Origin of the sequence: Methylobacterium sp. J-067 (genome assembly GCF_022829465.1) — a bacterium.
Taxonomy (GTDB): Bacteria; Pseudomonadota; Alphaproteobacteria; order Rhizobiales; family Beijerinckiaceae; genus Methylobacterium; species Methylobacterium litchii.
This window is the reverse complement of the sequence record NZ_JAKSXZ010000032.1, coordinates 1-832: the sequence shown is the minus strand read 5'-3', so window position 1 is coordinate 832 and position 832 is coordinate 1. Positions and strand designations below refer to the sequence as shown.

Below are 832 nucleotides of genomic sequence, written 5' to 3'. Positions count from 1 at the left end.
GGTGTCGAGCCTGGAGGGCACGTCGGGCACCATGCGCCACGCGGTCGGGGAGACGTCGAGCCGGTCGGCCAACGTGGCCAGCGCCGCCCACCAGACCGCCGCCAGCGTCAACACCGTCGCGGCGGCGGCGGAGGAGCTTGGCGCCACGGTCGCCGAGATCAGCCGTCAGGTCGAGCAGGCGGCCGGGATGTCGGACGCGGCGGTGCAGGAGGCGCAGCGCGCCGGGCAGACGGTGGCGGACCTCTCCGCCGCCGCCGCCCGCATCGGCGACGTGGTGCGGATCGTCTCGGCCATCGCCGGGCAGACCAACCTCCTGGCCCTGAACGCGACCATCGAGGCCGCCCGCGCGGGCGAGGCGGGCCGGGGCTTCGCCGTGGTGGCCTCCGAGGTGAAGGAACTCGCCGCGCAGACCTCCCGCGCCACGGACGAGATCGGCCAGCAGGTGGCCTCGATCCAGACCGCGACCGGCGGCGCCTCCGAGGCGATCCACTCCATCGCGGCGCAGATCGAGGCCATGAACCGCACCACCACCGGCATCGCCGTCGCGGTGGAGCAGCAGGGGGCGACGACGCAGGAGATCGTGCGCAGCATGGGCCAGGCGTCGGAGGGCACCAGCGCCATGACCTCGGACATCGCCGAAGTCGCCCGCGTCGCCGACGAGGCGGGCCGCGCGGCCTCCTCGGTGGCCGCCGCGACGGGGCAGCTCTCCGCGCAATCGGAGCGGCTGCGGGCCGAGGTCGCGCAGTTCCTGCAGAACGTCCGGGCGGCCTGAGGGCGCTTACGCCGCCCGCGCGGCCGGCGCCTCCGGCGCCGGCTCCGCCGGCTTGGTGCC

1 protein-coding gene is annotated in these 832 nt (G+C 76.1%); it reads left to right on the top strand.

Annotation, left to right across the window (positions count from 1 at the left end):
* The coding region (locus tag MKK52_RS02320; protein WP_243952141.1) for a methyl-accepting chemotaxis protein at positions 1-772 on the top strand (772 nt) is incomplete at its 5' end.
* Positions 773-832 lie beyond the last annotated feature (60 nt).